Genomic DNA, 24,657 nt, shown 5'->3' with positions numbered 1-24,657 from the left:
GCTCGCGATGACGAGCGCGCGATGACAGAGCCCGCCGATCAGCCGCGCCTGCTGACCATCGCCAATCGCTTCGCCCATGTCGACACATGGGTCTTCGATCTCGACAACACGCTCTATCCCGCCTCATCGGACCTCTGGCCGAAGATCGACCATCGGATCACTCTGTTCATGATCCGCCTGTTCGGCCTCGACGGAATGTCGTCGCGCGCGCTGCAGAAGCATTACTACAAGCAATATGGCACGACGCTACGCGGGCTGATGACCGAGCATGGCGTCGACGCCGATGCTTTCTTGAAATTCGTCCATGACGTCGATCGCTCATCGCTGCTGCCCAATCATTCGCTGGCGGCGGCGATCGCGGCGCTGCCGGGCCGCAAGCTCATTCTCACCAATGGCTCGCGCGAGCATGCGCTCGACACGGCGAAGCAGCTCGCCATCGATCATATTTTCGAGGATGTGTTCGATATTGTCGCGGCCGATTTCATCGCCAAGCCGCATGAGGAGGCCTATGAGCGCTTCTTCGAGCGCCATGGCGTGGAGCCGAAGCGCTCGGCGCTGTTCGAAGATATAGCCCGCAACCTTGTCATCCCCCATGCGCGCGGCATGACCACCGTGCTGGTGACGCCGGAAGCAGGTCATGAGGAGAAGCGCGAAGCCTGGGAGATCGCCCATGGACGCGAGCCGCATGTGGATTTTACAACCAATGATCTCGCGGGATTTTTGGAGGGGCTGACGGCGACGTCACAACCCCAGTAGAGGCCTGATCTTCGTCGTCATCGGACCGCAGGCGGCCCGAAGCTTTCCTCCTCATGCAGGTTTTCCGGCGTCACCCCGGCGAGAAGATCATCCAGAGAGTATTCGGGCGCCGTAAGCGGCTCGATCACCACGCGGCCGCCTTCGACGCGCACCTGGACAGCTTGGTCGATCTCGAGGCGCGCCTGCTCCACAACGGCCGAGGGTATGCGCACAGCCGCGGAGTCGCCCCATTTTTCGACGATCGCTCGCATCGGGAAACCTCGCGTATCTGCATCTTAGAAACCGACGACCGGGGCGGCGCATCGTCGATGCCGATTTCCCATCCCGTTCAGAAACTGTCACATTTTCGCAACGAACGCGCATTCTTTCTACCATTGCCTTGACTGTAGCGCGCGCGCTCTCTTCAATGCGCCAATGATGCGAGCGGGGGCACATCGGCGTTTCGGAGCGAGCGTGATCGCGCGCGCACTCGCCTGCCTGCTCATGCTGCAGGGTTTCATCGCCGCCGCAGGCCCGACGCTCGCCGAACAGACACGAGACGTCGCCGGCTGGACCGAAGCTCATGCGACGACGTCCGAGCTCTGCAATAGACAAAGCGGCGAACGTCCGTCGGGCGATCACTCCTCCTGCGAACATTGCGTGTTGTGCATGCTCGGCGCGCGCAGCGCGGCGTCGATCGTCGCAGCGATCTGGAACGCCGCAACGATCGTGCTGGCGGCCGATCTGCATTCGCACGCGCCGCCGCGCAGCACGGACGCCGCAAAGCTCTCGACGCCGCTCGGCTGGGCCAGCAGCTGGTCGTCGCGCGCACCGCCCTCCTTCTCCTGATCCGAAACGAATCGCGGCTGTCTCGCCGCATCTCCCCATCGGAATCGCGCGCGCCTGCGTGGCGTCGCGCCAGGAGTCTTTGCCTATGTCTCGCAACGCCCTCATGCGCGGCGCATCCGCCGGCGCGCTGTCTTTCGTCGTCTTTTCATCCGCCGCTGCGCAGGAAGCCCTGCCCGCCATCGACATCTCCGGCGAGCATCGCCCCGTCGCCGGTCCCTCGCGCGGAAAGCTGCAACCGCCGAATGGCAAGCTGCAGCTCGACGTCACCTCGCAGACCGGCAGCCGCCTCGGCCTGACGCCGCGCGAGACGCCCTCCTCCGTCGCCATCGTCGATCGCGCGACGATAGAGGCGCGCGGCGCGCAAACGACGCAGGAAGTCATTCAGCGCATGCCGGGCGTCATCGCCTCCGACCCGCCGGGCTCGGCCGGCTCGATCAGCCTGCGCGGCTTCGGCACGTCATCGGTGACGCAGATGTTCAACGGCATCACCGTGCAATATGACGCCATCGCCGGCCGTCCGGTCGACAGCTGGCTCTACGACCGCATCGAGCTTCTCGGCGGCGCCTCCTCCTATCTCTACGGCCAGGGCGCCGTCGGCGGCGCGGTGAATTACGTCAGCAAGGTCGCCACGCGCGGCGAGGAGCGCAACGAGGCGCTGCTGATGGGCGGCATGTGGTTCAATCGCCGCGCGTCCTATGGCTTCAACAAGCAGCTCGACGAGAATAATTGGCTGCAATTCGATCTGAGCTACAAAGGCTCGCAAGGCTGGGTCGAGGATTCCAATCACAATTCCGGCGCCGGCTCCATTTCCTGGCTCACCGATATCGCGCCCGGCCTCTCCAACACTGTCGCGGTGGAGTTTCAGAGCGAGCAGCGCGACGCCTATTGGGGCACGCCGGTTCCGCGTCCGCTCGGCGGAACCGGCACAATCGCCTGGGGAACCTTCGGCCTGCCGGTGCTCGATCTCAAATTCGATCCCGGCGTGCGCTTCAAGAACTACAACAGCCTGAAGCCGGTCTTCGACCAGCAGGTGCTGTGGGTGCGCGACGTAGCTGAATATAAGCTCGACGAGGAGACGAGCTTCAAAAACACTTTTTATCTCTATCGCGCCGACCGGCAATATCAGGACGTCGAGTCCTATCGCTACAATGCGACCAACACGCTGATCGATCGCAGCGGATCCTATGCGACGCGCCATATTCAGAGCCTGATCGGCGACCGGCTGGAGGCGACGAACGAGACGGTGATTCTCGGGTTCAAATCGAAGACGGTCGCGGGCGTCGACTATTCACTCAATGAGCAGACCCGCAACGGAAGCCTCGAATCCTCGAGTCAGATCGTCGATTCTGTCGACCCTTACGGCTATCAGGCCTATAAGCTCTATCAGGACAATCCGAGCGCCACGAGCTATGTGGGCGGCGCGCGCAGCAAGCTCTACACGCTCGCGCTCTTCGCCGAAAATCGGCTGTCGCTGACAGAGCAGTTGCATCTCGTCACCGGCCTGCGCTGGGAGAAGATCAGCCTCGAGCGTTTCAACTACCGCATTCCGACCGCGCCGAGCGCCTCCAATCCTTTCGGCGATCCGGCCTATTTCGGCAAAGGCTACGAGCCGATCACCTGGCGCGCCGCGCTGATGTACGACGTGACCAAGGAGGCCAATGTCTATGTCTCCTACAGCACGGCCGCCGATCCGCCATCCGGCATTCTGCTCACCAACAGCGCCGGCAATTTGCGCAATTTCGATCTCACCACCGGCTGGCAGATCGAGGCGGGAACGAAGCTCGATTTCTGGGAAGGCAGAGGCTCGGCGACGCTCGCCGGCTATTTCATCGAGCGCAACAATCTGACGACGTCCGATCCCGCCAATCCGAACAATGTCGTCAATGTCGGCAAGCAATCGTCGAAAGGCATAGAGGCCAATGTCGGCGTGCAGGTGTTGGATAACCTCAGCGTGCAGGGCAACGCCGCCTGGATCAATCCGAAATTCGAGAGCTTCGAGGAGGCGGCGACGATCGCCGGCGCCACTGTGCGCGTGTCGCGCGCCGGCAATCGGCCGACCAATATGGCGCGCTGGATCGCCAATGGCTGGATCACCTGGGATTTCCTGCCCGAGTGGCAAGCGACCTTCGCGGCGCGCTTCGTCGGCGATCGTTTCGCGGACAACGCCAATACGATGCGCATACCGGCCTATACGACTTTCGACGCCGGCCTCTCCTGGCGCATAATGCCCAATGCGAAGCTGACCGCCATGCTGAAGAACATGACCGACGCCGCTTATGTCGAATGGGCGACGGGCGGCACTGGACCGCTGCTGCGGCTCGGCCAGCCGCGGACGGTCGAATTGTCGCTGAAAATGACCTTCTGAGGAGGCGGACATGAAGAGATATCTCTATCTCGCTCATCGCTGGCTCGGGATCGGGCTTAGTCTCTTCATGGCCATGTGGTTCTTCTCGGGCGTCGTCATGATGTATGTCGGCTATCCGAAGCTGCTGCCATCGGAGCGGCTGGCGGCGCTGCCGCCGCTCGATCCGGCGCGCTGCTGCGTCGATCTCTCCCGCGCTTTCGACGCCGCGGGAGAGAGCGGCGCGCCGCAATCCGTCCGCCTCACCAGCATCGCCGGCGCGCCGACTTTCATTTTCGAGCGGCGCACGAAGGACAGCGGACCGCAATTCACGGCGGTGCGCGCCAGCGACGGCGCGCGCGTGACCAGAGTTTCAGAAGAGAACGCCATCGCCGCCGCGCGCGCCTTCCTCGGCGGCGAAGCGAGCTATGACGGCGTCATCGACGAGGACCAATGGACGCATTCCAAAGGTCTCGATGGTCTGCGCCCATTGCATCGCGTCTACATGTCCGATGCGGATTCGACGCTGCTCTATGTCTCCTCCGTCACTGGCGAAGTGGTCCGCGACGCGACGCGGACGGAGCGCCTCTGGAACTGGGCCGGCGCCTGGATCCATTGGCTCTATCCGTTCCGCGGCGGCTGGTTCGAGGCCTATTGGCACGATATCATCGTCTATTCCTCGCTCATCGGAACCGTGCTCGCCGTCACCGGCCTCGTCGTCGGAGTGATGCGCTGGCGCTTTCGCGCGCCCTATAAGACCGGCGCGCGCACGCCCTATCGCGAAGGCATGATGAAATGGCACCATATCGTCGGCCTCATCGGCGGCGCGACGGCGATCACTTTCGTCTTCAGCGGCATGATGTCGATGAACCCTTGGAAAATCTTCGAGACGAAATCGGCATTCGACGCCAAAGCCTATTATGGCGGCGCGCTCGCACCGGAGCGATTCCATCTTTCCATCGCGCAAGCGCTGACGAAATTCGCCGATGACGGATTCTCGGCGCGCGAGCTCGAGCTGCGCGTCATCGACGGCGCCGGCTATTATGTCGGCTTCAGCGCCGGCGGCGCGACGCGAATCTTGCGCGCGGAGGCGGACTCCACGCCCGCCTTCACGCTGCCGCTCGACGAGTTGAAGCGGCTCGGCGCGCGGCTCGTCCCCGGCGCAAAAGTCACGGCGGCGACGGTGATGGAGACCTACGACTTCTATTATTTCGCGCGCGCGCCGCACACCATGCATGGCGATGTCGACAAGCGCCTTCCCGTGCTGCGCCTGGAATTCGACGACGCTGCGGGAACCTGGGCGCATATCGACCCGCATACGGGCGCCGTGCTCGGCAAGCTCGATTCGGGGCGCCGCACGAGCCGCTGGCTGTTCGCCTTTCTGCACAGCTGGGACGCGCCCGCGCTGCTCGCGGCGCGGCCCTTGTGGGATGCGCTCATGCTGGCGCTCAATGGCGCGGGCTTTGCGCTCAGCGTCACCGGAATCGTCATCGGCTGGCGGCGGCTGAAGCGCAAATTCGGCGAGCGCCGGGCGCTGGCGCGATCGGCGTCGCCGAGCTTGGCGCGATCGAGCCGCGCATGACCACCGCGCTGGTGACGCCTGACGCCCGGCCATGAGGAGCGCCGCGGGCTGGCGGCGGGCTGATCCCGCGGGGCCGGGCGGGCGAGCCGCCGACCCAGCCCACCGACCGAGCCTACCGACATGGAACGTCATTTGCGTAATCGGTCAGCGAGGTCGCGCTTCGACGAATTGAAGCCGCCTCGAAGCCTTTTCGATGGTTTGGGGAGCGAGCCATGGTCGATTCGATTGGCGCCGTCGTGGTGGGAACGTTCGGCCTCGCGGCGGAGGCGGCGGCCAAAGGCGCGGCGGGCGCGGCCGTCATCGACGGCTATGACGCCCTGAAGTCTGGACTTTCAGCCTTCGCCAAGAGGGAGATCGCCGAGCTGGAGCCGCGACCGCGTTCGATCGGAATGCAAATCGCCGTCGCTGAAATCATCGACGCCCAATCAGAGGAGACGAGAACGGCGCTTTGCGTCCTCGCCGCGACGCTCGTCGCCCGGCTGAGGGACGGCGCTCCGGCCGCCGGACTCGACATCGACCGCCTCGCCGCGCTGGAAGCGCAGCTCAGCGCCCTCGCTCCAAAATAGGGGCCGCCGCCGGCAGCCGCGCGCTGTCGAGATCGGCGCCGTGGAAGCTCGCGCCTGTGACATCGGCGCCCGAGAGATCGGCGTCGCCGAGCTTGGCGTGATCGAGCCGCGCATTGCGTAGGCTCGCGCCGGCAAAGCGCGCCGAGGTCAAGACCGCATGGGTGAGATTGGCGCCGGTCAGATCGGCGCCGTCGAAAATCGCGGCGGTCAGATCGGCGCGCACCGGGACCATGCCCTGATTGGCCGGATCGGCGCCGAGATCGGCCTCGACGAGCTTCGCCTTCACGAAGCGCGCGCCGCGGCCGCCGCCGATGATGCGGGCGCGCGTCAGATCGGCGCCGGAAAAATCCGCCTCGTCGAGAATAGCCGCATAGAGAATCGCGCCGGAAAGATCGGCGCCCGACAGATCGGCCTCGCGCAGATCGGCGCGGGTGAGATTGGCCTCGCCGAGCCGCGCGCCGACGAGCTTCGCCCCAGCGAGCCGGGTGGCGAAGAGATCGGCGCGCCGAAGATCGAGCCCCGAGAGATCGAGGCCGGAAAGGTCTAGATCGGTGAGCGCCACCGGCTTTCCGGCGGAGGCGACGATCAGTCTCTCTATATCGGCGCGGCTTCGGTCCGCCGCCGCGGCCGCCAGCGGCGCGAGAATCAGGAGGACGGCGGCCAAAAGGCGTCTCGCTCGGGCCGAGGACATTATGAAGGCTCCCTCGCTCTGCATCGCTTCTGTGGCGACGGCGGGCGAGCCTACCCCCGCCACGCCCCCGCGGCCGCGGGAAAGAATGCGCTGCGGGCGGGAAAGACGTCCCGCCGCCGGCGCGGCGATCGGCCCCTATTTCCGCGATTGACAGGGCGGCGGCCTTGCCGCCTATAGCCCTGACCCTTTCCACGGGCCGCCTGCCCGCGCCGTCTCGGAGCTAGACAATTTCATGCCGCACACTGGTCTCGAGAACCTCATCACCACCGCCTTCGAAGACAGGGCCAATATCGACGCCTCCACGCAGGGCGACATTCGCCACGCGGTCGAGAGCGCGCTGCGTCTGCTCGATTCGGGCAAGCTGCGCGTCGCCGAGAAGGTCGAGGGCGCGACCGGCCCCGGCTCCTGGAAGGTCAATCAATGGCTGAAGAAGGCGGTCCTCCTCTCCTTCCGCCTCAACGATATGAGCGTGATCGAGGGTGGTCCCGGCGGCGCGAGCTGGTGGGACAAGGTTCCCTCCAAATTCGTCGGCTGGGGCGCGGCCGAGCATAAGGCGGCGGGCTTCCGCTCCGTGCCGGGCGCGATCGTGCGTCACTCGGCCTTCGTGGCGCCGGGCGTGATCCTCATGCCCTCCTTCGTCAATCTCGGCGCCCATGTGGACGCGGGGACCATGGTCGACACCTGGGCCACGGTCGGCTCCTGCGCGCAGATCGGCAAGAATGTGCATCTTTCCGGCGGCGTCGGCATTGGCGGCGTGCTGGAGCCGCTGCAGGCCGGCCCCACCATTATCGAGGACGACTGCTTCATCGGCGCGCGCTCGGAGATCGTCGAAGGCGTCGTCATCGGCCAAGGCTCGGTGATTTCCATGGGCGTCTTCATCGGCGCCTCGACCAAGGTGATCGACCGCGCCACCGGCCAGATTCACATCGGCTATGTGCCGCCCTATTCGGTCGTGGTGTCGGGCAATCTGCCGGGCAAGCCGCTGCCGGACGGCTCGGCCGGGCCGTCGCTCTATTGCGCCGTCATCGTCAAGACGGTGGACGCGCAGACGCGCGGCAAGACGGCGATCAACGAGCTGCTGAGGGACTGATGGAGCTGCCCTCGCGCGAGCGCCTGAGCTTCCTCTATCGCACGGAGGAGGGAAGCCTCGACCGCGCCGGCTGGCGCTGCGGCGTCGCGGGCCTTCTGGCGATCCTCGTCCCGCTGACGCTGATCTGGCTGGCGCTCTTCCCCTACACGGATCACGATCTGTCGAAGGACCCGTTCTTCGTCTGGCAGACGGTGGTCGCCTACGCCTATCTCGCGCTCTATTCGCTCGCCGTGCTGCTGATCGCGGTGAGCTTCGTCAATCTCTCGGCCAAGCGCTTCCGCGCGCTCGGCCGGCCGGCGCCGCTCGTCTTCGCCGGCCTGCTTCCCTTCGCCCTTCTGGTGGCGGGCGCCATGCACTGGCTGCAGCCGCGCGTCGCCGAGGTGATGCCCTATTGGCCCGTGGCGCTCACCGATCTCGCGCTCGCCGCGGTCGCGCTGTGGACGGGGTATGCGCTGGGGGTGAGAGAGGGCGGGAAGTGACGGTTTCACCTTGCAGCAACAATAAGCAGCCCTCATGCTGAGGAGGCGGCGAAGCCGCCGTCTCGAAGCATGAGGGCTGCGATGCCGATCGAAGGGGCAACAGTCTACATGCTGCTCTGCGCTGATGGCGCATATTACACCGGCCTGACTCGCAAGAACGTCGACGAGCGCGTCAGCGAGCACAATCAGGGAATCCATGAAGGGTTCACGGCGACGCGCCGGCCGGTTCGCCTTCTCTGGTCGGCGCATTTCGAACGCCTGACGGAAGCGATTGCGACTGAACGGCGCATCAAGGGCTGGAGCCGGGCCAAGAAGGAAGCGCTGATCCGCGGAGATTATGACGCTCTTCCTGGCTTGGCCGCTCGCCGCGGAAAGAAGGAACGTCGAGACTGCGGCGGCCCCTCGCCCTTCGAGACGCCTGCTACGCAGGCTCCTCAGGGTGAGGGGACTTGAAGGTTCGGGCAGGCCAAAGCCCCCACGCGTTGACGCCTCCGCCCGGCGCCCATAGTGTGCGCCCCTCTTCGCAACCGCAACAAAAGCCGCATCATGCCCACGTCCGAGCCCTTGCCCGCCGATCTCCTCGAAGCCGCCCGCGTCTCGCCGGCCTGGCCGTTCGAAGAGGCGCGCAAGCTCGTCAAACGTGTGGCCGAGACCGGCCAGACCAAAGTGCTGTTCGAGACCGGCTATGGCCCCTCGGGCCTGCCGCATATCGGCACTTTCGGCGAGGTGGCGCGCACCTCCATGGTGCGCCACGCCTTCGAGGTGCTGACCGAGGGAAAGATCGAGACGCGCCTGCTCGCCTTCTCGGACGATATGGACGGGCTGCGCAAAGTGCCCGACAACATCCCCAATAAGGAGCTGGTCCGCGCCCATCTCGGCAAGCCGCTGACCAAGGTGCCGGACCCGTTCGGCACGCATGAGAGCTTCGGCGCGCACAACAATGCGCGGCTGCGCGCCTTTCTCGACGCTTTCGGCTTCACTTACGAATTCGCTTCCTCGACGGAATATTACACCTCCGGCCGCTTCGACGCGGCGCTGCTGCATATGCTGGCGCGCTATGAGGAGGTGATGAAGATCATGCTGCCGACCTTCCGCGAGGAGCGGGCGGCGACCTACTCTCCCTTCCTGCCGATTCACCCGCACACGGGCATCGTCATGCAGGTTCCGCTCGATTCCATCGACGCGGCGGCGGGGACGATCTCCTGGCGCGATCCCGAGAGCGGCGAAGCCTTCGTCACGCCCGTCACCGGCGGCCATTGCAAGCTGCAATGGAAGCCGGACTGGGCGATGCGCTGGTATGCGCTCTCTGTCGATTACGAAATGGCCGGCAAGGACCTCATCGACTCGGTGAAGTTGTCGAGCGCCATCGTGCGCGCGCTCGGCGGGCGGCCGCCGGAGGGCTTCAATTACGAGCTCTTCCTCGACGAGAAGGGCCAGAAGATTTCCAAGTCCAAGGGCAATGGTCTGACGATCGAGGAGTGGCTGACCTACGCCAGCCCCGAGAGCCTCGCGCAATTCATGTTTCAAAAGCCGAGCGCGGCGAAGAAGCTCTATTTCGACGTCATTCCGCGCAATGTCGACGATTACCTCTCCTTCCTCGAGGCCTATCAGCGACAGGCGTGGAAGGAGCGGCTCGGCAATCCGGCGTGGCACATTCACTTCGGCGCGCCGCCGGCGCCGGAGACGCTCGCCCATTACGGCGACGCCAAGGGGACGACGATCTCCTTCTCCATGCTGCTCAATCTGGCGACCGTCGCCAACGCCGAAGATTCGTCGGTGCTGTGGGGCTTTCTGCGCCGCTATGCGCCGAATGTGTCGCCGCAGAATCATCCGCGCCTCGATAAGCTCGTCGGCTATGCAGTCGCTTACTTTCGCGATTTCGTGCGGCCGGCGAAAAAATATCGCGCGGCCGACGATGTGGAGCGCGACGTGCTGACGACTCTTTCGGAGACGCTGGCGTCGCTGCCGAAGGACGCCAGCGCCGAGGATATTCAGACCGCGCTCTATGATGTCGCGCGCGCCGTGCCGCGCTATCAGGATTTGAAGGCGAAAGGCGCGACGCCGGAGCGGCCGGGCGTGTCGAACGACTTCTTCAACATGCTCTATGAGGTTCTTCTCGGCGAGAGCCGCGGCCCGCGCTTCGGCTCCTTCGTCGCGCTGTTCGGCGTGGAGGAGACGCGCTGCCTCATCGCCAAGGCGCTCGCCGGGGAGTTGACGAAGGCCGCTTAGGCCGCCGCTGGCTTCGGCCGTCATTGCGAGCGAAGCGAAGCAATCCAAAAGCCGTGAGGCGGCCCCTGGATCGCTTCGTCGCTTCGCTCCTCGCGATGACGATGTCCTAGAGCAATGGAACAGGAGCGACGAACATGCGCGCTGCGGATGCGGATATTCTGATCCTGCCGGGGCTCGGCGGCTCCGGCCTCGAGCATTGGCAGACGCGCTGGGCGAAGAAGCTCTCCACCGCGCGCTGCGTGGCGCAGGCGGATTTCGACGCGCCGCGTTTTCCCGAATGGATCGAGAGCATAGAGCGCGAGATCGCCGCGGCGACGCGCCCCGTGGTGCTGGTCACGCATTCGCTCGGCGGCATAGCGGCGCTGCATGTCGCCGCGCGCGCGAGCGACAAGATCGCCGCCGGCTTCCTCGTCGCGCCGCCCTCCGAGCGCGCGATTGCCGAGCTAACGGCGATCGATCCCGCCTTTCTGCCGATTCCGCGCGAGCGGCTGCGCTTTCCGACGCTTCTCGTCGCCAGCTCCGACGATCCTTATGCCGAGGCGGAGTTCTCGAGGACATTGGCGCAGGACATAGGCGCGGAACTGGTCGACGCCGGCGCAGCCGGGCATATCAACGCCGATAGCGGCCATGGGCCTTGGCCGGAGGGCTCGCTGCGTTTCGCGGGCTTTCTTTCCAAGCTGTAGAACGCGCGCCCCTCACCGCCCGCGCATCGCCTCTATCTCCCTGCGCGCCCGCGCCTCCAGCGCATCGGCGGCCTCTCTCGTCATCAGCCGGCGCGGCGTCGCCACGTCGAGCGTCGCACCGACATGCGAGGGGCGCGGCGACAGAAGAAAAATCACATCGGCCAGCTCGATCGCCTCGCGCAGATCATGGGTGACGATCAGCGTCGTCACATGACGCTCGTCGATGAGCGCGGCGATGCGCGCGCGCAGATCGCGCGCCAGCGCATCGTCGAGCGAGACGAAAGGCTCGTCCAGCAGCAGCAGATCGGGCTCGATCGCCAGCGCCCGCGCAATGGCGACGCGGCGCGCGAGGCCGAGCGACAATTCGCCGGGAAAATGCTGCGCATGCTCCTCGAGCTCGAGCGCGGCGAGCAGAGCGGCGAGGGCCTCCTCGCTGGCCTGCGGCGCGGCGATGCGCAGATTGTCGATCACGCTGCGCCAGGGCAAGAGGCGCGGCTCCTGAAACACCATGCCGAGCCGCCCGCCGGCGGGAAGCGTCACCGCGCCGGAAAATTCCGTGTCGAGCCCGGCGATGATGCGCAGCAATGTCGTCTTGCCGCAGCCCGACGGACCGACCACCGCGCCGGCGCGGCCGACGGGGAGAGAGAAGCCGAGATTTTCCAGCGCGCGCTGTGGCCGGCCGCCGCCGGAGAGATAGTCCTTATGCGAAACCCTGACCTCGAGCAGGGCGGCGGCGCCATCGCGAGACATGTCGTTCAAAGGGCTGCACCAGGAGAGTTTCGACGGCGAGCATCAACAGGACGAAGGGAATCGCATAGGCGAGCAGCAAACGCACGTCGAAAAGCTGAAACGCCATATTGATCTCGAAGCCGACGCCATTGGAGCGGCCGATCAGCTCCACCACCAGCACGATCTTCCACACCAGCGAAAGCCCCGAGCGCGTCGCCGCCGCGATATAGGGCGCGAGCTGCGGCAAGACGATATGCCGCAGCCGCGCGGCCGGGCGCAGGCGGAAGACCTCGGCCATTTCATCGAGCTCGTGATCGAGCGCGCGGGCGCCCTCCCGCATCACGACAATGGCGTTGGGCAGCTTGTTGAGCGCCACCGCGCCCACAGCCGCCGCCTCGGTGAGGCCGGCCCAGAGATAGGCCAGCACAATGACGACCAGCGCCGGCAGATTGAGGAGAATGACCAGCCAGGGATCGAACAGCCGATCCAGCGCCCGCCGCCGTCCCATAGCGTAGCCGAGCGCCGCGCCCAGACTCATGGCCAGCAGAAAAGCGGCGGCGACGCGCGCCAGAGTCGCCGCGAGATTGGTGAAGAGCGCGCCGCTCTCGGCCTCATGGGCGATCGCCTCGAAGACAGGGAGCGGCCCGGGCAGGCGGCGCGGATCGGAAAACAGCGCCGCGCCCTGCCAGAAAGCCAGCAGCAGCGCCAGCGACAGGAGGCGGATCACCGCACCGCGCTCGCCGCGGGCTCGTAGAAAGTGCCCGCGGGCAAGGTCTTCGCCGCGCCGACCAGCGCCGCGCCGCCGATCTCCGCGAGAGTGGCGTAGAGCCCGGCGGCGTCCTCCCGCTCCTGCTCGACGCTGCGGGCGGGAATGCCCTCCACATAGCTCTTGCGATAGAGCGCGAGCACGGCGAGGTCCTTGGCCGGAATGCGCTGCATGGCGACGCGCCAAGCGGCGTCGGAGGCGGCGATCAGATGGCGCGCCTTGTCGATCATGGCGAAGAAGCGCGCCAGCGGCGCGGGGCTTTTCGCGGCGAAGCCCTCGTCGAACACATAGCCGGTGACGACCGGCGCGCCCTTGGCGCCGAGCGCCGTCTCCACCTTGCGCAGATCAATGACGCGGGAGAGGCCGCGCGCCTCGAGATCGGCGGCGAAATTCCAGAATTCGAGCGCGGCGTCCAACTCGCCCTCGGCGGCTTTCTCGGCGATGAGCGGCGGCGCGCCGTAAACGATCGTCGCCGATTTGGTGAGATCGACGCCCTGACGCTGCGCATAGGCGCGCAGCAGCAGCCAGCTCTTGTCGAGCGGGCCGCCGGCGACGCCGAGCTTCTTGCCGGTGAGATCGGAGAGGCTCTTCACCGTTTTGTCGCGCGCCATCAGCGCGCCTATGGCGGTGGAATGCGGATAGAAGGTGAGCTTGGCGCCATCGGCCCGCTGGCGCGCCACCCACAGCCAGTCGGAGACCACGATATCGACGGAGCTGCTCTGAATGGCGATCTTGGCGGCGTCGGTGTTGGCGAGCTCAGTGACCGTCAGCTCGAGCCCCGCCTCCTTATCGAGCCCGAAGGCGGAGACGACGGCGAGCTCCCAAACGCCCGAGCCGGTCTTCTGCAGGCCGAGGCGGAGCCGGTCGGCCGCGCGCGCCGGCGCGACGGCGAGAAGCGCGACCAGCGCCGCGAGCAGGAGCGTTTGGAAGATCGGTCGCAAGATGAATCCCGCCTCTGTGCAGGGCGATCGCGTGAACGACAAATCGGGCGCCTTCACCCTCCCCTTTATGGGGAGGGTCGGATGGCGCAGCCATCCGGGGTGGGGTCGCACGGCAGAGACTCGGCGGAAACACCCCCACCCGATCGCCTTCGGCGCTCGACCTCCCCCCTCGTCGAGGGGGAGGTGGAAACGCCTCTTTAGGCGCCAATTCTCGTTCACCCCGCGCCTCTTTGATTATTTCTCACGAGGCAGGATAGCACAATTCCTGGAGCAGACGCGCAAAACGCCCGCGACTCTGCGTCGCTCACGCCGCCTTGCAGCGCCGCAGCCCCCGCCACGCCAGCACGGCGAGCAGCAGAGCCGGCAGCCCCACGCCGGCGGCGAGCGCGGAGGCGACGCCGGCCGAAGCGCTCGCCGCATCCGCCGCGGCGGGGAAGCGCGGCAGAGCGGCGTAATCGGCCTGCGTCATCGCCTGGCCCGCATGGGCGCGCGACCAGAAGAAATCGCGCCAACGCTTGTGGAAGTCGTCGAGCTGGGCGGAGAATTCCGCATAGCGGCGGTCGCCGGAGCCGGCGATATCGGCGACCGAGCGATACATCACCAGCGCCGGCGAGAGAAAGGACAGCTGGTCGGCGAGCGCGCGCTGGCGGGCGAGCTGCGCCTCGTGACGCGCCATTACCTCCTCGACCCGCGCATTGGCCGTCTCCAGCACCGCGAGGCGGCGGATCGTGCGCTCCTTCGCCTCGCCCAGCTTCATCTCCGCCGCTGTTGCGTCGGGGTGCTCCTCGGCGTAGCGGGCGAGCGCGGCGTCGCGCTCGCGATCGGCGTCGGTCGTGGCGGCGCGCGCGGCCAGCGTCATTTCCGAGCGGGAAGGCGCCGGATAGAGCGCGTCGGCGAGCGTGTTGACGGCGGCGGGCGCGATCATGGTGACGCCGGCCCAGACGGCGATGAGCGCCAGCGCATTATAGGCGGAGCTTTTGCCGAAGCTGTCGACGACGGCCGCGAGCAACGCCCAAAAGGCGCCATAGGCGAAGATCGCCGCGATGAGCAGCGCGAAAGCGCCGGAAGCGAGCGGCTCGGCCCCGCGCAGCAGATAGACGCCGGCGCAGGTCGCCGCGATCATCGCCAGGATCGGCAGGCCCGCCCGCGCCGCGAGCTTGCCGAGCAGAACGGCGGTCGGACTCTCCGCGCTGGCGAGGGTGAGGGCGAGCGTGCCTTTCTCGCGCTCGCCGGCCGAAAGATCGAAGCAGAGCGCGAGAATCGCCAGAGGAAAGACGAAGACCAGCACGAAGGAGAGATCGATCGAGCCGCTGGCGAGATGCGCCGGATTCTCGATCTCATCGGCGAAGAGGAAGCTGTCCTTGGTCCCGCTGGTGACTTTCAGCGCGGCGGGGAAAAGATCGCTCTGCCCCGAGGCCACGATCGCGAGCGGGGTCGGCTCCAACGCCGCCACCGCCGCCGCCGAGCCGCCGCCCACAAAGACCGCGTTGCGCGGATCGCGAAAGGGCGGCGTCTCGCCCTTCACGCGGCCGGCGTCCAGATCGGCGAGCGCCTTGCGCAGCGAATCGAGGCGCAGAGTCTCGTCGCGCCGCGCATCCTCTATCGCCGCTTTTTGCGCGGCGATGCGCTCGGCGCCGTCGAAAAAGGCGAGCGCGCTCATTGTCGCGATCGCCGCGAGCACGGCCCATGCCGCAGCATCGCGCCGCAGAAGCCGCCATTCGAACCGCCATGCGGCAAGAAACGCAGAGAAGGTCATGGCGGGCCTCACAGGGGTCTGAGGCGTCGCGCGGCGAAGCCGGCGAGCGCTGCGGTCAGCACGGCCCAGAGCGCGAGCGCGACGAGATCGCCGCGCGCATGGGAGAGCGCGAAGGAGACGGCCGGCGCGGCGTAATCGAAGGAGGGAATGCGCTCCCACATGTCGCGTGAAGCGACATAGGAAGCGTCGCCATAGCGGGCGTTATGGATGAGGTCCTCGCTCGCCGCCGTCTGAATGCGGCGCCTGTGCGCCTCCGCCGCCGTGGCGAAATCATATTGATGCCAGGAATCCGTTCCCGAGAAGCTCGTCGAGAAGGGCTGCATGGCGAGCGCGGGGAAGAGAAAGCCCGGCGCCGCGCGCAGCCTGTCCTGCGCGTCGAAGGCGGCCTGCAGCGCGCCGAAATGCTTGTCGAAAATGACGAAGCCGTTCTCGTCGTCCTTGCGCAGCGCGAGGCCGCGGAAATTGACCGGCAGATCCTCTATGCGCGAGACGCCATATTGCGCCAGCACGCCGTCGCGAAAGGCGACGAAGGCCGGATGAGATTCGTCGTGGCCGAATGTCTTCTTCTTGTCCTCGGCGATGGCGTTGCGGAATTCGAGCGCCGTCGGCAGCGTCGCGACGCGCTTGGCGACATCTGTCATCACGCGCGGCGCCAGAAAACAATTGGCGAGCCAGAAGGCGAGCAGGAGCACCAGCGCCGTGCGCGTGGATTTGGCGAAAGCCGACACGCCGAGCGCGAGAAAAACGAAGCCGGCGAGATAGAGGCCATAGCCGAAGGAGAGCGCCAAAAGACGCTCGAGCTGATCGGCGACGGAGAAATCATGATCGGCGAGGAAGAGCGTCGCCAGCACGGCCGCGGCGAAAGCCGGAATGAGCAGGACCGAAAGAGCGCCGAGCGCGGCGAGCGCCTTGCCGGCGAGGATATCGACCGGCGAGGCGCCGAGGCTCATCAGCTGGCGCAATGTGCCGCGCTCGCGCTCGCCGGCGAAACCGGCGAAGCCGAGCAGCACGGCGACGAGCGGCATGATCGTCTGCAGCACGAAAGCGAAGGAGAGGCCCCCGAGCCGCGCGCCGACGCCGGCGTCGCGCGCCGCGCGAAATTGCGCCTCATTCTGCTTATGCGCCTCCAGCCAGACGGCCTCGCCGACATAGGCGTCGACGCCCGGATCGGCGAGCGCCAGCGGGCTCTGCGGCTTGAACGCGTATTGGCCGAAATGCGCGGCGGCGTGCGGGTTCTTCGCGCCTTGGCCAGTCCACAGCGCGCGATCGGTCGCGGCGGCGGCGGCGCGCTCGCGATCCAACCGCATATGCTGCGCGGCGCCGAAAGCGAGCGCGCCGAGCATCAGCAGGAAGACGAGGCCGAACAGCCAGGCGAGCCGGCTGTCGCGGCGCAGCTCCGTCCATTCCTTGAGGGCCACGGCGCGGGCGACGCGCCAACGGCCGGCGGGTGCCTGAGTCGCGGGCGCTTTCGCGACGACGATCTCGCTCATGCCGCCGCTCCTCTGAATTGCTCGAGATAGGCGCGCTCGAGGCCGAGATGATCGACGTCATCGGCGCCGAAAACGGAGACGAGCCGCCCCGCCTGCATCACGCCGATGCGCGTGCCGCATTGCTTGGCGAGGAAGAGGTCGTGCGTGACCATCAATATCGCCATGCCCTGCTTGCGCAGCTTCTCGACCAGAGCGGCGAATTCATTGGCGGCGAGCGGATCGAGGCCGGAGGTCGGCTCATCGAGCAGCAGCGCCTGCGCGCGCCGCGCCAGAGCGACGGCGACGCCGACCTTCTGCCGCATGCCCTTGGAATAGCCGGAGACGCGCCGGAAGGCCGCCTCCTCCGCGAGCCCGGCCTCGCCGAGCAGGGCGAGCAATTCCGCCCGCGCGAGGCGCCGGCCGCCGGAAATCTCGGTGAAATATTCGAGATTCTCGAGCCCGGTGAGCGCGCCATAGAGCATGACGGTCTCGGGGATATAGGCGAGACGACGCCGCGCCTCGAGCGGCTCGCGCGCCGAGTCGACGCCGCCGACGAGCGCCTGGCCGGAGGTCGGCGCGATGAAATTGAGGAAGAGATTGACAGTCGTCGTCTTGCCGGCGCCATTGGGGCCGAGCAGACAGAACGCCTCGCCGCCGGGAATATGCAGATTCAGCCGGTCGAGGGCGGGGCGATCCGCCTTGCCCTCATATCTCTTGGTCAGCTCGCGCGCTTCCAACATGCGAAATCGCCTCCCGACGCCGAGGGCTGTTTTCGCAGCTTTCCGCGCATAGCGTGGGAAGTCGTTTCGAAGCGCCCGTCCGACCCGGCATCACATCGGCGCGCGCTCGCACGATACGACAGCGCAGTCACGCCCGATCGGCAGTGCTGGCCTCTGTGCTGTCGTATGCAATTCGCGCGAGCTTTTCATGCTCGCGCCTTCCGTGTCAATGCGCATCGAGCGGACTAGCGCGATCAGAAAGTGAGCCACCGCTCGAAATCATTCATGTCGATGCAGAGCATCCCAGCGCGCCCCAGCGCCTCGCGTTCGAAAGGCGAGAAAATCGGCGCATACACCGCTTTTTCGATTCTCCAGTCGCGATAGGGCGCGCCGGTCTTCGTCGCCAAAAACCGCGAGACATGTTCCTCCAAGCTCGCGAGCGCTTGCGAGTCGTGCGCGCTGGCCGAACGCTTGCAGGAACCGAAACGGATACGACGATTGGCTTCGTCCAGCGCGATCATATCGATTTCGATGTCGCTGCCGTCGGCCTTGTTCCAATAGCCGGCGACGAGTTCTGTCAGCGGAAAATCGCCGACGCCTTTGCGGGAACATTCCTCGGTGATCTGGCGCACGAGCTTTTCGAAAGTGTAACCCTCGTGGGTTTGCAGAGAGACGTCGGCTTTGGCGACGGCCTCGTCGATCGGGCGAATTCGGGCGAGTCGCACATTGCGTTGAATTGCGGCGAGCCATGCGCTCAGAAAGTTATCTGTTATGACATAGCGGGCGTTTCGCTGCTTTTCGGACGAGAGGATTGGGTGGAGCTTTTCCACCATCCCGTATTTTTCATTGAGCACCTTCAGATAGCCGGCGAGCTGATTTTCCTGCGCGGGACCGGTGCGGTCATATTCCGCCCTCAACTGGCCATGCGACAACGGCCCGAGACGCGCCAGGAGAATCAGGACGGTGTCGTATCGCCCGCGCAGTTCTCGAAGAAACCAATTGTCGGCTTCATCCCTCAGCGGACTTGATCCCTCGAAAAACATGGTCCGAAGAGTCTCGGATCGATAGGAGGCTATCGACTTCAGCACGCCTTGATCGAAACAGTCACGGTAGAACTTGGGAACTCCTTCGAAGATCGACCACAGAAACAGGCGATGACGAGGATCGGTGATCCCATGAGCGCGAAACATCTCGAATAGGGTTTCGAAATCCCAATGGCCGATGTGCAAGCTGTCGGTGACACGGTTGAAGAGCGGAGAGGCGCGATCCTCGAGAATTGCCGTCATTTCTGTATGGATGGAGCCAAGTGTGAAGAGCCCCCCGCCAATGTCTGAACGCGAACGGGCGAAGTCGACTTCCGACTGCAAATATGACTGGAACTCGACCAGTGACGCCCGGTTGAAATATTGAAACTCGTCGAGCGCGATTATCCATCCCAACGCCCACGGGTCGCGCAACAATACGGCGATCGACTGAAAATCTTTGCAGACGCGCCGCGCATCGTCTTGCGGGGCTCCAACGTCTTCGATCGAATCCTCGAATGCTTGGATGACGCCGCGCGGGTCGCTATCGGGAACCTGCACATAGATGGCTTTGTCCGCGAGCCCCCGCCGCCGGATCGCCTCCTGAATCAGCGACGTCTTCCCGATCCGCCGCCGTCCGGAGATCGCGCAAAAGAAAAAGCGCCGGCGCGCCAAGATCTTATCGATCTCGGCGAGCTCGACACGCCTTCCGTAGAAGCCCCATTCCGCCATCGGCTCTCGCTAACATAAAAATTTTTATGTTAGCCTATATAGGGCCGATAGCGGCTTTTTGACAATGCGTTATCGCACGAGGCTCACTTCTTCCCCGCAGCCGCGATCACATCCTCGAGCGAGCGCAGGCCCGTGGTCGGGGCGTTGACCAGCACGGCCATATTGCCGGGGGCGTGCTCGTTCTTCCACATCTTCGTGTGCGCATGCGGGATCTTCGCCCAGGGGAAGACTTCCGACAGGCAGGGATCGACGCGGCGGTCCACGACGAAGCGATTGGCCGCGGCCGCCTGCTTCAGATGCGCGAAATGCGAACCCTGGATGCGCTTCTGACGCATCCACACATAGCGGGCGTCGAAGGTGAGGTTGAAGCCGGTCGTGCCGGCGCAGAACACCACCATGCCGCCGCGCTTCACCACCATGCAGGAGAGCGGGAAGGTCTGCTCACCCGGATGCTCGAAGACGATGTCGACGTCCTTCTTGCCGGTGATGTCCCAGATCGCCTTGCCGAAATTGCGGGCGGCCTTGGACCAGTCGTTGAACTCCGGCGTGTTGACGGTCGGCAGCTGGCCCCAGCAGCCCTTGAAGTCCTTGCGGTTGATGACGCCCTTGGCGCCGAGCGAGAGCACATAGTCGCGCTTGCTCTCGTCCGAGATCACGCCGATGGCGTTGGCGCCGGCCGCCGCGCAGAGCTGCACGCCGAACACGCCGAGACCGCCCGAGGCGCCCCAGATGAGGACATTGTCGCTGGGCTTCAGCCGGTGCGGCTCATGGCCAAACAGCATGCGATAGGCGGTGGCCAGCGTCAGCGTGTAGGAGGCCGACTCTTCCCAGGTGAGGTGCTTGGGGCGCTCCATGAGCTGGCGGTCCTGCACGCGGCAGAATTGGGCGAAGGAGCCGTCCGGCGTCTCATAGCCCCAAATGCGCTGCGAGGCGGAGAACATAGGATCGCCGCCGTTGCATTCCTCGTCGTCGCCATCGTCCTGGTTGCAGTGGACGACGACCTCGTCGCCGACCTTCCAGCGCTTCACCTTGGAGCCGACGGCCCAGACGATGCCGGCGGCGTCGGAGCCGGCGATGTGATAGGGGAGCTTGTGGACGTCGAGCACGGAGATCGGCTGGCCGAGCGCGGCCCAGACGCCATTGTAATTGACGCCCGCCGCCATCACCAGCACGAGCACGTCATGGCTGTCGAGCTCCCAGGTGGGAACCACCTCGAGCTGCATCGACTCCTCGGGCGGTCCGTGCCGCTCCTTGCGGACGACCCAGGCGTGCATCTTGGCGGGAACATGGCCGAGCGGCGGAATCTCGCCGATGTCGTAGAGGTCTTTCAGTTCGGTCAACGTCTGGCTCCTCGGGGAACTCTTATCGGGCCGGCGGCGGGGCCGAGGGCGCCATTGATATACGGCCCGCTTTCGCCTGAACAGAGGGATATTCGGCCGGGATGAAGGAGGGGGGCCGGCCGGCGATTTCGCCCGCTCACTCCACCGGCTTCCAATTCTCCGCGAAATAGCCTTCCGCATCCAGCGGGGCGACCTGCTTTCCCGGCCGCGCCTTTTTGCCCGCGCATTTCCATTCGTAGATCGTGTCATGGCCGGTCGCGGCCATGGGGATGAAGTCGGAACCCGGATTCTCGCGGCAATATTGCGCGGCGCCGGGCAGAGCGCGCGATCTGTTCGCCTTGAAGCAGGGGAGATTGGCGCCGGTCACGCAGGCGAGCGTCCGCCCGCCCGAGCAGCGGTAATAGGCTCCGCCAATGTCTCCAGAGAGGCCGAAAGCGCGGCGGATCGCCGGCGCGAGGGAGGCGGGAGCCGCGCGCGGGGCGGAACTCGCGCCCGATGCGCAGAGTGGCGCGGCGGCGGCAGGAGCGGCGAGCGTGAGAAGAGCGGAAATCAGAGCCGAGCGAAATGGAACAGACAGCGCCGTCATCGACCTTCTCCCTCGACGGGGCGCGTCCGGGACGGCGCCCTAATCCTCCATCTTCAGCGCAGCGATAAACGCCTCCTGCGGAATCTCCACGCGGCCGAACTGGCGCATCTTCTTTTTGCCTTCCTTCTGCTTCTCGAGCAGCTTGCGCTTGCGGGTGGCGTCGCCGCCGTAGCACTTGGCCGTCACATCCTTGCGGAAGGCGCGCACCGTCTCGCGGGCGATGATCTTGCCGCCGATCGCCGCCTGAATCGGCACTTGGAACATATGCGGCGGGATCAGCTCCTTGAGCTTCTCGCACATTTGCCGACCGCGCGAATCGGCGCGCGTGCGATGCACCAGCATCGACAGAGCGTCCACCGGCTCGGCGTTCACCAATATGCTCATCTTCACGAGATCGCCCACGCGATAATCGGTGATGTGATAGTCGAAGCTGGCGTAGCCCTTGGAGATCGACTTCAAGCGATCGTAGAAGTCGAACACCACTTCGTTGAGCGGCAGGTCATAGACCGCCATGGCGCGCTTGCCGACATAATTGAGATCGACCTGCACGCCGCGCCGATCCTGACAGAGCTTCAGCACCGCGCCGAGATAATCGTCCGGCGTCATGATCGTCGCGCGGATCCAGGGCTCGAGAATCTCGTCGATCTTCACCACATCCGGCATATCGGCCGGATTGTGCAGCTCGATCTCCTCGCCGTTGGTCAGCTTGATCTTATAGACGACCGAAGGCGCCGTCGCGATGAGATCGAGATCGAACTCGCGGCGCAGACGCTCCTGAATGATCTCGAGATGCAGCAGCCCCAAGAAGCCGCAGCGGAAGCCGAAGCCGAGCGCGGCGGAGGTCTCCATCTCATAGGAAAAGCTCGCGTCATTGAGGCGCAGCTTGCCGATGGCGGCGCGCAAATCCTCGAAATCGGCGGCGTCCACCGGGAAGAGGCCGCAGAACACCACCGGCTGCGCCGGCTTGAAGCCCGGCAGCGGCTCCGCGCATTGCTTTTTGTCTTCGGTGATGGTGTCGCCGACGCGCGTGTCGGCGACCTGCTTGATCTGCGCGGTGATGAAGCCGACCTCGCCCGGCCCGAGCGAGGCGACATCCTGCATCTTCGGCTTGAACACGCCGATCTTGTCGACCTCGTAATGGGCGTTGGTGCCCATCATGAGAATCTTCTGCCCCTTGCGCATGCGCCCGTCGATGACGCGCACCAGCACGACGACGCCGAGATAGGCGTCGTACCAAGAATCGACCAGCATCGCCTTGAGGGGCGCCTCCTCGTCGCCCTGGGGCGGCGGCAGGCGGGTGACGATCGCCTCCAGCACATCGGGAATGCCGATGCCGGTCTTGGCGGAAATGAGCACGGCGTCGGCGGCGTCGAGGCCGATGACGTCCTCGATCTGTTGCCGGATGCGGTCGGGCTCCGCCGCCGGCAGATCGATCTTGTTCAGAACGGGCACGATCTCGTGACCGGCGTCGAGCGCCTGATAGACATTGGCGAGCGTCTGCGCCTCGACGCCCTGGCTGGCGTCGACGACGAGCAGCGAGCCTTCGCAGGCCTTCAGCGAGCGCGAGACCTCATAGGCGAAATCGACATGGCCGGGCGTGTCCATGAGGTTCAGGACGTAATCCTTGCCGTCCTGGGCCTTGTAATCGAGGCGCACCGTCTGCGCCTTGATGGTGATGCCGCGCTCGCGCTCGATATCCATGGAATCGAGCACCTGCTCGACCATATCGCGCGCGGCGACGGTCCCCGTCGCCTGGATCAGCCGGTCGGCGAGCGTCGACTTGCCGTGGTCGATATGCGCGACAATGGAGAAATTGCGGATATTGTCGATTTTGCGCGTCGTCATGCGGCGGGGATAGCAGCGCCGGGGTGGGAAGGGAAGCGGATTTGACAGGAGCGGGCGGGCTCTGCTCCTCTCGCGCCCCCGCTCCCCGAGACGTCAGGCGCCGCCATGATCCGGGTCCAATTCCGGCTTTTGCTTTCTCTCGCTCTTTCCATCCCTTCTTTTTCGGCCCTCGCCCAGAGCTTCGACTGCGCCAAGGCGACGACGGCGGTGGAGCGTCTCGTCTGCGCCGATCGCCGGCTCGGCGCGCTGGATGGCGAATTGGGCGCGGAGGTGAAGCGCAGCCTCGCGGCCGATCCGGCGCATCGGGCCGAAAAGCTCGGCGAGGCGCGCAAATGGCTCGGCGAGCGCGATCGCCTATGCGCCCTGCCGGCGGGGGAGCTTCGTGGAGAGGCGCGGGCGAAGGCGCTCGCCTGCCTCGCCGCCGCCTATGAGGCCCGGCTCGCCGCGCTGAAAGCGGCGCCCGCCGCGCCGGAGACCAGCGCGATCTGCCGCAAGCTCGCCGATCGTTACGCCGCCCTCCTCGCGAAGGACCCAGAGGCGCCCTACAAAAAATCCTTCTATGCCGAGAGCCCATTGCAGGTGCTCGCCGCCGCGCCGGACGCCGACGTCATGGTCGCCGCGCCGGCGGCCAATATCGACGACGTCACGCGCGCCAAGCTCGCCGCCTGGGCGAAGGCGGAACCGCAGCCTTTCGTCTTTCCAGATACGCTCGCCGCCGAAATCGTCGCGCTGGGCGCCCATACGCGGCTCGTCATCGATCGGCTCCCCGGCGAGGCCTATTACGCCGCCGGCGTCACCGAGGGGACGATGCATTGCTATTCGGCGATCTATTTCAGCGTTTCCGGCGGCGCTGCGCGCAAAGCCGCGGAGCCGGACGGCGGCGAGGAGGGCTGCGGCGCTTCCCCCGACTTCGGCAAGCTCGATGGCGCTCCAGTCGCCTTTGAAGAGGGCCACGATTATTCGCCGTCGCTCTCCTCTTATGTCGCGGTCAAGCCCTGGCGCGCAGGTCGCTTCGGTCCGGCCTGCACGGCGCATTTCGAATTCGCGCCGAAATTCGCCGAGCATGCGACCTACAACCAATGGGAGGAGCATTGCGCCGGCGCCGATTGCGAGGCTTTGCGCAAAGAGGCGCTCTCCCTCGTCGAGGCGGCACAGAAGCAGCCGCTCGCCGCGCGTAAGGCGGCGCTCGCTCGGCTCTCGGCGACGCAGGCGGAGGAATTCGCGAAGATGGAAGAGGCGGCCGGCCCAGATTTCTCGGGCGAGCCCGACGATCCTGCGCAATATGGCGACGAAAATGGAAAGGCGCTGAGGCTTCCCTTCCTCCATGGCGGCCGGCTCTATCTCGCCGAGCTCGGTCATTTCACCATCGGCTGGCGGGTCTTTTCCGATTGGCGAGTCGCGTTGGAGCAGCTCGACAAGGGCAAGCTCGCAGAATCGTCGGTCTTCGCCATCGGCATGACCAAAGGCGCGCTGCGCGGCGCCTCGGCAAAATGAAAATGGCGCGCAT

General features: G+C 65.7%; 23 protein-coding genes. 11 read left to right on the top strand and 12 right to left on the bottom strand.

Annotated features, from left to right (window positions below; genetic code table 11):
• The first annotated feature begins 21 nt into the window (after nucleotides 1–21).
• Nucleotides 22–756, top strand: a complete 735-nt coding sequence (locus METLW3_RS0102690; protein ID WP_024878466.1) for a pyrimidine 5'-nucleotidase — start codon at nucleotides 22–24, stop codon at nucleotides 754–756.
• 17 nt (nucleotides 757–773) lie between these two features.
• Here METLW3_RS0102690 and METLW3_RS0102685 read toward each other — a convergent pair whose 3' ends face one another.
• Entirely contained in the window at nucleotides 774–1,007 is a 234-nt protein-coding gene (locus tag METLW3_RS0102685) for an AbrB/MazE/SpoVT family DNA-binding domain-containing protein (protein WP_024878465.1), read from the bottom strand.
• 202 nt (nucleotides 1,008–1,209) lie between these two features.
• Between METLW3_RS0102685 and METLW3_RS0102680 the strand changes: the two genes are divergently transcribed.
• The 4 genes from METLW3_RS0102680 (at nucleotide 1,210) to METLW3_RS0102665 (ending at nucleotide 6,073) form a co-directional block, all read left to right on the top strand.
• Entirely contained in the window at nucleotides 1,210–1,584 is a 375-nt protein-coding gene (locus METLW3_RS0102680; RefSeq protein WP_024878464.1) for a hypothetical protein, read from the top strand.
• 85 nt (nucleotides 1,585–1,669) lie between these two features.
• A complete protein-coding gene (locus tag METLW3_RS0102675) occupies nucleotides 1,670–3,949 on the top strand; it encodes a TonB-dependent siderophore receptor (protein ID WP_245267213.1) in 2,280 nt (759 codons plus the stop codon).
• A 10-nt stretch (nucleotides 3,950–3,959) separates the two neighbouring features.
• Nucleotides 3,960–5,507, top strand: coding sequence for a PepSY domain-containing protein (locus tag METLW3_RS0102670; RefSeq protein ID WP_024878462.1), 1,548 nt, complete (start codon nucleotides 3,960–3,962; stop codon nucleotides 5,505–5,507).
• A gap of 212 nt (nucleotides 5,508–5,719) precedes the next feature.
• Nucleotides 5,720–6,073, top strand: a complete 354-nt coding sequence (locus METLW3_RS0102665) for a hypothetical protein (protein WP_024878461.1) — start codon at nucleotides 5,720–5,722, stop codon at nucleotides 6,071–6,073.
• Here METLW3_RS0102665 and METLW3_RS0102660 read toward each other — a convergent pair.
• Nucleotides 6,051–6,737: a pentapeptide repeat-containing protein gene (locus METLW3_RS0102660; RefSeq protein ID WP_036309198.1), complete on the bottom strand. Its 687-nt coding sequence runs from the start codon at nucleotides 6,735–6,737 to the stop codon at nucleotides 6,051–6,053. The genes METLW3_RS0102665 and METLW3_RS0102660 overlap by 23 nt on opposite strands.
• Nucleotides 6,738–6,996: 259 nt before the next feature.
• Between METLW3_RS0102660 and dapD the strand changes: the two genes are divergently transcribed.
• The 5 genes from dapD (at nucleotide 6,997) to METLW3_RS0102635 (ending at nucleotide 11,245) form a co-directional block, all read left to right on the top strand.
• Nucleotides 6,997–7,854, top strand: coding sequence for a 2,3,4,5-tetrahydropyridine-2,6-dicarboxylate N-succinyltransferase (dapD, locus tag METLW3_RS0102655; protein ID WP_024878459.1), 858 nt, complete (start codon nucleotides 6,997–6,999; stop codon nucleotides 7,852–7,854).
• Nucleotides 7,854–8,333: a hypothetical protein gene (locus METLW3_RS0102650; RefSeq protein WP_024878458.1), complete on the top strand. Its 480-nt coding sequence runs from the start codon at nucleotides 7,854–7,856 to the stop codon at nucleotides 8,331–8,333. The genes dapD and METLW3_RS0102650 overlap by 1 nt, the downstream gene beginning before the upstream one ends.
• Before the next feature lie 81 nt (nucleotides 8,334–8,414).
• Nucleotides 8,415–8,786 carry a GIY-YIG nuclease family protein gene (locus METLW3_RS0102645; protein ID WP_036308590.1) on the top strand — a complete coding sequence of 124 codons (372 nt, stop codon included), beginning with the start codon at nucleotides 8,415–8,417 and terminating at the stop codon, nucleotides 8,784–8,786.
• A 93-nt stretch (nucleotides 8,787–8,879) separates the two neighbouring features.
• Nucleotides 8,880–10,562 (top strand): lysine--tRNA ligase, encoded by a 1,683-nt coding sequence (locus METLW3_RS0102640; protein ID WP_024878456.1) that lies wholly within the window; start codon nucleotides 8,880–8,882, stop codon nucleotides 10,560–10,562.
• 134 nt (nucleotides 10,563–10,696) lie between these two features.
• The gene (locus METLW3_RS0102635) at nucleotides 10,697–11,245 is read left to right on the top strand and encodes an alpha/beta fold hydrolase (protein WP_024878455.1); all 549 of its coding nucleotides are present in this window, start codon (nucleotides 10,697–10,699) and stop codon (nucleotides 11,243–11,245) included.
• Nucleotides 11,246–11,257: 12 nt separating this feature from the next.
• Here the strand turns inward: METLW3_RS0102635 and METLW3_RS0102630 are convergent, their stop codons facing one another.
• The 10 genes from METLW3_RS0102630 to lepA all read right to left on the bottom strand — a co-directional run bounded on the left by METLW3_RS0102630 (nucleotide 11,258) and on the right by lepA (nucleotide 23,150).
• Nucleotides 11,258–11,995 carry an ATP-binding cassette domain-containing protein gene (locus METLW3_RS0102630; protein WP_024878454.1) on the bottom strand — a complete coding sequence of 246 codons (738 nt, stop codon included), beginning with the start codon at nucleotides 11,993–11,995 and terminating at the stop codon, nucleotides 11,258–11,260.
• The gene (locus METLW3_RS0102625) at nucleotides 11,946–12,701 is read right to left on the bottom strand and encodes an ABC transporter permease subunit (protein WP_024878453.1); all 756 of its coding nucleotides are present in this window, start codon (nucleotides 12,699–12,701) and stop codon (nucleotides 11,946–11,948) included. Before METLW3_RS0102625 ends, METLW3_RS0102630 begins: the two co-directional genes overlap by 50 nt.
• The gene (locus METLW3_RS0102620) at nucleotides 12,698–13,684 is read right to left on the bottom strand and encodes an ABC transporter substrate-binding protein (RefSeq protein WP_024878452.1); all 987 of its coding nucleotides are present in this window, start codon (nucleotides 13,682–13,684) and stop codon (nucleotides 12,698–12,700) included. Before METLW3_RS0102620 ends, METLW3_RS0102625 begins: the two co-directional genes overlap by 4 nt.
• 301 nt (nucleotides 13,685–13,985) lie before the next feature.
• Complete coding sequence (locus tag METLW3_RS0102615) at nucleotides 13,986–15,437, bottom strand: DUF3526 domain-containing protein (protein WP_024878451.1); 1,452 nt, start codon at nucleotides 15,435–15,437, stop codon at nucleotides 13,986–13,988.
• An 8-nt stretch (nucleotides 15,438–15,445) separates the two neighbouring features.
• Nucleotides 15,446–16,927, bottom strand: coding sequence for a DUF3526 domain-containing protein (locus tag METLW3_RS0102610; RefSeq protein WP_024878450.1), 1,482 nt, complete (start codon nucleotides 16,925–16,927; stop codon nucleotides 15,446–15,448).
• The gene (locus METLW3_RS0102605; RefSeq protein WP_018266982.1) at nucleotides 16,924–17,646 is read right to left on the bottom strand and encodes an ABC transporter ATP-binding protein; all 723 of its coding nucleotides are present in this window, start codon (nucleotides 17,644–17,646) and stop codon (nucleotides 16,924–16,926) included. The genes METLW3_RS0102610 and METLW3_RS0102605 overlap by 4 nt, the downstream gene beginning before the upstream one ends.
• A gap of 233 nt (nucleotides 17,647–17,879) precedes the next feature.
• Nucleotides 17,880–19,379: a DUF234 domain-containing protein gene (locus METLW3_RS0102600; protein ID WP_036308585.1), complete on the bottom strand. Its 1,500-nt coding sequence runs from the start codon at nucleotides 19,377–19,379 to the stop codon at nucleotides 17,880–17,882.
• Nucleotides 19,380–19,462: 83 nt separating this feature from the next.
• Entirely contained in the window at nucleotides 19,463–20,719 is a 1,257-nt protein-coding gene (ccrA, locus tag METLW3_RS0102595) for a crotonyl-CoA carboxylase/reductase (RefSeq protein WP_024878448.1), read from the bottom strand.
• A 136-nt stretch (nucleotides 20,720–20,855) separates the two neighbouring features.
• Nucleotides 20,856–21,305, bottom strand: a complete 450-nt coding sequence (locus tag METLW3_RS0102590; RefSeq protein ID WP_024878447.1) for a hypothetical protein — start codon at nucleotides 21,303–21,305, stop codon at nucleotides 20,856–20,858.
• A gap of 39 nt (nucleotides 21,306–21,344) precedes the next feature.
• The gene (gene lepA / locus METLW3_RS0102585; protein WP_024878446.1) at nucleotides 21,345–23,150 is read right to left on the bottom strand and encodes a translation elongation factor 4; all 1,806 of its coding nucleotides are present in this window, start codon (nucleotides 23,148–23,150) and stop codon (nucleotides 21,345–21,347) included.
• A gap of 105 nt (nucleotides 23,151–23,255) precedes the next feature.
• Between lepA and METLW3_RS0102580 the strand changes: the two genes are divergently transcribed.
• Nucleotides 23,256–24,644, top strand: a complete 1,389-nt coding sequence (locus METLW3_RS0102580; protein ID WP_024878445.1) for a hypothetical protein — start codon at nucleotides 23,256–23,258, stop codon at nucleotides 24,642–24,644.
• Nucleotides 24,645–24,657: the final 13 nt, after the last annotated feature.

The sequence above is a fragment of the Methylosinus sp. LW3 genome (genome assembly GCF_000527115.1).
Taxonomy (GTDB): Bacteria; Pseudomonadota; Alphaproteobacteria; order Rhizobiales; family Beijerinckiaceae; genus Methylosinus.
This window is presented reverse-complemented; position numbering and strand designations above follow the sequence as displayed.